5 protein-coding genes are annotated in these 4,771 nt (G+C 52.4%); all 5 read right to left on the bottom strand.

Features of this window, described 5'->3' with window-relative positions; all coding sequences use genetic code 11:
• Positions 1-102 precede the first annotated feature (102 nt).
• Entirely contained in the window at positions 103-315 is a 213-nt protein-coding gene (locus tag BP822_RS12850) for a type II toxin-antitoxin system HicA family toxin (RefSeq protein ID WP_320352286.1), read from the bottom strand.
• A gap of 1 nt (position 316) precedes the next feature.
• Positions 317-607 (bottom strand): type II toxin-antitoxin system HicB family antitoxin, encoded by a 291-nt coding sequence (locus BP822_RS01875; protein WP_273271189.1) that lies wholly within the window; start codon positions 605-607, stop codon positions 317-319.
• 333 nt (positions 608-940) lie between these two features.
• Positions 941-1,420 carry a M48 family metallopeptidase gene (locus tag BP822_RS01870; RefSeq protein WP_273271190.1) on the bottom strand — a complete coding sequence of 160 codons (480 nt, stop codon included), beginning with the start codon at positions 1,418-1,420 and terminating at the stop codon, positions 941-943.
• Positions 1,421-1,424: 4 nt separating this feature from the next.
• Positions 1,425-4,292: a type I restriction endonuclease subunit R gene (locus tag BP822_RS01865; protein WP_273279030.1), complete on the bottom strand. Its 2,868-nt coding sequence runs from the start codon at positions 4,290-4,292 to the stop codon at positions 1,425-1,427.
• 282 nt (positions 4,293-4,574) lie between these two features.
• The gene (locus tag BP822_RS01860) at positions 4,575-4,730 is read right to left on the bottom strand and encodes a hypothetical protein (RefSeq protein WP_286877593.1); all 156 of its coding nucleotides are present in this window, start codon (positions 4,728-4,730) and stop codon (positions 4,575-4,577) included.
• Between the last annotated feature and the right edge of the window lie 41 nt (positions 4,731-4,771).

Below are 4,771 nucleotides of genomic sequence, written 5' to 3'. Positions count from 1 at the left end.
CAGCGCCCCCACCCGCAGCCTGCCGGCCATCAGCCCCTCTCGCATGACTCGGGAGAACTCACCTTGCAGGTTGGATCAGTCGATTGTGACCTGCAATTTTCACTAAGCTGAAAGCCATTCTTCTCGAGATATACCGGCATCTTTCAGAATGGTCTTGATCAGGCGAACATCCACATCCCTGCCCTGATGAGGATTTGGCAATATGATAACCGTCTCTCCAATGATCATGTAAGGGTGCTTGTTGCCAGAGTGTGGTCCCTCCAGGCCCAGATTTTTGAGCTTTTTTATGAGGACGCGGTAAGGGACCGGAGTCAATTTACACAATAGCCATCGGCTCCCCAGAGACGTCTATCGTATGACCATCGATGGCCGGTATAGCAAAGCCTCTTTGCAGGCGTATGGCAACCCACTCTTCAATTACTTCAATGAGATCGTCCCGACAAGTTTCGATCGTCTCTCCGGTAGCGATCACTCCCGGAAGGCCGGCTACCGTAGCCATGTAAGAGCCATCCTCCAGGGATTCGTATTTGGCCCGACTCAAAGCTGCTCTGATGTACTCTGAGAACATAATGGATTCTATTCCAGTATGGGATTTAACTGTTATCATGAGTTAGCTCAGAGACATCCTGGAATTATAATGATGATTTCATTATGATTGCGTTGTGGCTTCTTATGCCTCTTTTCAGTGGGGCGCAGCGCGCGGTTGTTGCGCGTGATAGAGGCCGGCGACTATCAGAGCCTGGAAATACATGTGGGCTGTCGATTGTTCTTGATATATTGAGGTTAATATTAATACTTGAAATCTGTTTTTTAGTGGGCGACGCGCGCGGTTAAACGCGCGGAAGTGCCCTGGCCCCCTCAGCGCCGGGGTGGCTTGGATACAATGGCGATAAAGGACGTTGGATAGAAAAAGCGGTGATGAAAAAATGATCGATAAGCATCACTTTTGCTCAATCCGTTCTCTCTCCAGGCTTCTTAAGGATCGCTCCCGCTCCTGCCAATCGGGCATATAGGCAAAGAGAAAGCTCTTAAAGAGCATGCCGTGGTTTGGAACCAGCCTGTGCACGATCTCATGGACGAGCACGAATTCGCCAAGGCTCTTTGGAATGTTCAGAAGCTCAGCATTCAGAGTAAGATGTCCCGAAGTCGATATCGATGCCCATTTGGTCGTCATCTGGCGGATGTAGATCTGGGGGACTTTGACCCCCATTCTGGAGGCCCAGTTGCGTGCGGTCCATTTTAGATCATCGGCATCGTGCCATCTGTCTGTTGAGGCTTTGTCTATTGCGGATTTCTCCGCAAGCGACCTGTCTATTGGAGTGGTATATGCGGCTTTGACAATTATGGCTCTGTTGGTGGCAACTCTGTCTATTGGAGCTCTGTCAGTTATGGGCCTTTCCCCTGGCTTTTGCTTTTTCATTATCTCATTCCCGCCGCAACCTCAATAGGTCATCTGTAAGCTTGATGAATCTCTCTTTGCCTGCAATTGGCAGCATGTATTTGTAGAGACCTGCCCTCAATTTCTGCTCCTGCTTTTCATCCCATCGATAGTCAGGGAAGCTCTGGAATAGGGTATTGATCTCCTTTGCCTGAGCGGGCAGAATTTCCTCCACTTCTGGCTTCAGGAGTGAGTAGATGATAAAGGAACTCTCATCCAGGCCTAATCTCTCTCGTTCCTTATCTGCATTGAGATAATCCCGGGCCAGCCCCTCAAAACGGATCAATGCCTCTTGTGTGGTGATCTGTCGGTCCTCATAATCTTGCCGAATCGCCTCTGTCCTCTCCCCGATCAGTCGGAGAATGGGATTGTTACTGCCCTTGGAGGCCAGGGCGATGAGCTTTCTCAGGTTAAGGACCTTTGTGGTATCCGAGACTCCGCTATCTCTTAAGGCTTTCAACTCTTTTGGGCCCAATTCGTGAATGGCTCCTGGTGGCTCCATCGATCCGCCAGTCGTATATTTCTGCAGCAGCTCCCGGGTCTTGGCAGTGATCTCCTGGTCTACATAAACATCCATATAGGCGTTGAGGATCAGGCCATAGAGCCGGGCCAAACTCTGATAGTCATTCATGTAAGGTCGCAGAAAGGCATCGGGGGAGAGTATATCGTAGATGTTCTGCAATTGTCTGAAAAACCAGAAAAAGTTCTCCCTGACCTCCTTATCTTTAAAGTAATCGATGGCCTTCTCTTTGGATTTGTCGTCCCAACCTTTGGAGAGGGCGATATACTCCTTTGCCGGTCCGGTCATATAGGTCTCAAAGAGCAGCTTCAGGACATCGATGTTCTTGATGACCGATGCCACCAGATCTGAATCGAAGGCCAGGGCCCGTTCCAGCTTCTCGAATATGCCCACAAAGTCCAGGACGAAGCCGCAGGGCTTGACCAGGCCGCTCTCATCCTCATAAGGCCGGTTGACCCTGGCTATCGCCTGGAGGAGGACGTGATCTCTCATGGGCTTGTCCAGGTACATGCAATATAGAATAGGAGCGTCAAAGCCTGTCAGGAGCTTCTGGGTGACTATGAGGATCTTGGGAAGGGAGTCCTTCTTCAGGAAATCTTTGCGCACCTTCTTCTCCTGATCCTCGTTGATATAGTATTTCCTCAGCTCTGTGAGGTCATTATGCATTGACGAATAGACCACCTGGGAGTACTCAGGCGGCAGGTATTTGTCCAGTTCTTCTTTGTAAGCGGCACACGCGGGGCGGTCGACAGCCACCAGAAATGCTTTGAAGCCCAGAGGCTCTACATTATCCCGAAAGTGCTGGGCCACATATCTTGCCACCTTGCCTATCCGGTCCGGGGACTTCAGCAGCTCTTTGAGCTTGACCGCCCGGTCTAAGATGGCATTGAGCTCGTCTATATCGCTGATCCCCTGGGCGGCGGCCAGATCGAGAAACTCGCTCTCCAGGGTTTCCTGGTCCACCAGAAGGTCTGAGGGGGCTATGGCATAGTTGAGCCGGACAGTTGTTCCGTCCTCGATCGATTCCGCTATGGAGTACTTGTCCAAATAGCCCTGGGGATCGTCTATGCCGAAGACCTTGAATGTGCCTTTGCCCTTAGTGAGCCTGTCGATGGGCGTGCCGGTAAAGCCGATGTAGGTGGCATTGGGGAGGGCTGCCAGAAGGTAGTTGCCCAGGTCTCCGCCTGTGGTGCGATGGGCCTCGTCCACCAGGACAATCACGTTATTTCGGGTTGACATGTCTCCCGGTATGTCCTCGAACTTGTGGATCATGGAGACGACAAGGCCCCGGTAGTCGGAGGAGAGGATCTTTCTCAGTTCGCGTTTTGAAGAGGCGATCTGGGCGGAGCCTATGCCATAGCCGGCAATGTTCTTGAACAGCTGGCTTTCCAGCTCCGTTCTGTCCACCAGCATGAGGACGGTGGGCTTCTCTGCCCCGGCGCCCTGGGATTCTCTCAGGAGCTTGGAGGCAATGGTGATCATGGTGAGGGTCTTGCCCGAGCCCTGGGTATGCCAGACCAGGCCCCGCCTCTTCTCCGGGTCGCGGACTCTGGCTATGACCTTCTCCACCGCCCGGGTCTGGTGCTGCCTGAGTATGATCTTGACCAGGTCGTCGTCCCGGCTCAGAAAGATGATATAGTCATGCAGGACTTTGAGGATTCTCTTCTGGTCAAAGAAGGTCTTGACGGTGTGTTCGTAGTCGCCCTGCACTACATCCTTCCAGTTGAAGAGGTTCTTTCTGCAGGTAGACCAGGTGGCGCCGTAAAAGAATTTGATCAGTTCTGTGACCTCGAAGACCTGGGGCAAAATCAGCATCTCCGGAGTCTCAAGGTGGTAGCGCCGGATCTGAGTCATTCCCTCTGCTGCTCCATCTCTCTTCTCAGCGTTCTTCGTCTCAGCCAGTGCAACGGGAATGCCGTTGATGAGAAAGACGGCGTCCGCCCGGTTGGGGAAAGCGGCACCTTTATGCTTCCACTCATCAGTCACCTGGAAGATGTTATTTTCTGGAAAGTCGAAGTCGATGAGCTGGACATTTCTCTCCCTGTTCTCCTCCGGCACATAGATCGACTGCTCACCTCGCAGCCAGGAGAGAGCGTCCCGGTTACCCTCGATGCTGGGACGGAGGAGGTTGAGCTTGCGCAGGATCTCCGAAGCGCGGGATGGGTCGAGCACAGCTGGATTGAGCTTCTGGAGCTGGGCCAATAAAATGTCTGAGAAGTAAAGGCCCGCCTCGCCACCTCGCAGGCAGAGAGCATCTTTTGGACTGACATAATGCCAGCCGATCTGGTCGACATAGCGCAGCATGGGATTTTGGACGGAGGAGCGTTCACTCATGAGATTTCGCCTGACCTTTTGCAGTCTCTAACTTCATGGAATAATTAATGTGTCGGCTGGAGAAATGTTTTCTTTAGATTAATATTAATCCTTGAAATCTGTTTTTTTTAGTGGGCGAAGCGCGCGGGTTTTACGCGCGGAAGTGCCCTGGCCCCCATAGCACCGGGGTGGCTTGGATACAGTGGCGGCAAAGGTTGCTGGATGGTGCAGCACCTGCGATATCGATTTTTTTGGAAATGGGAATTGAGCGAAGCCCCGAATATTATAATCATACAAATATATCTACGTCTGGCCAGCTGACTGCCTGCCTCCAACCACCATCTCCAACCGGATCTCTATGCCTCCACCAGTGCCTCCCGCTCGCAGCCCGTCGGTCATCAGCTCCTCTGTCATGGCCAGGAAAAGCTCGTCGTGCAGGCGGGCCAGTGATCGAAGCAACGGGAAAGCGCATCTCTTGTCATGCGTCTTCGGTTAGCAGA

It is taken from the genome of Methanosaeta sp. UBA458 (assembly GCF_002496085.1).
GTDB classification, from domain to species: Archaea; Halobacteriota; Methanosarcinia; order Methanotrichales; family Methanotrichaceae; genus Methanothrix; species Methanothrix soehngenii.
This window is presented reverse-complemented; position numbering and strand designations above follow the sequence as displayed.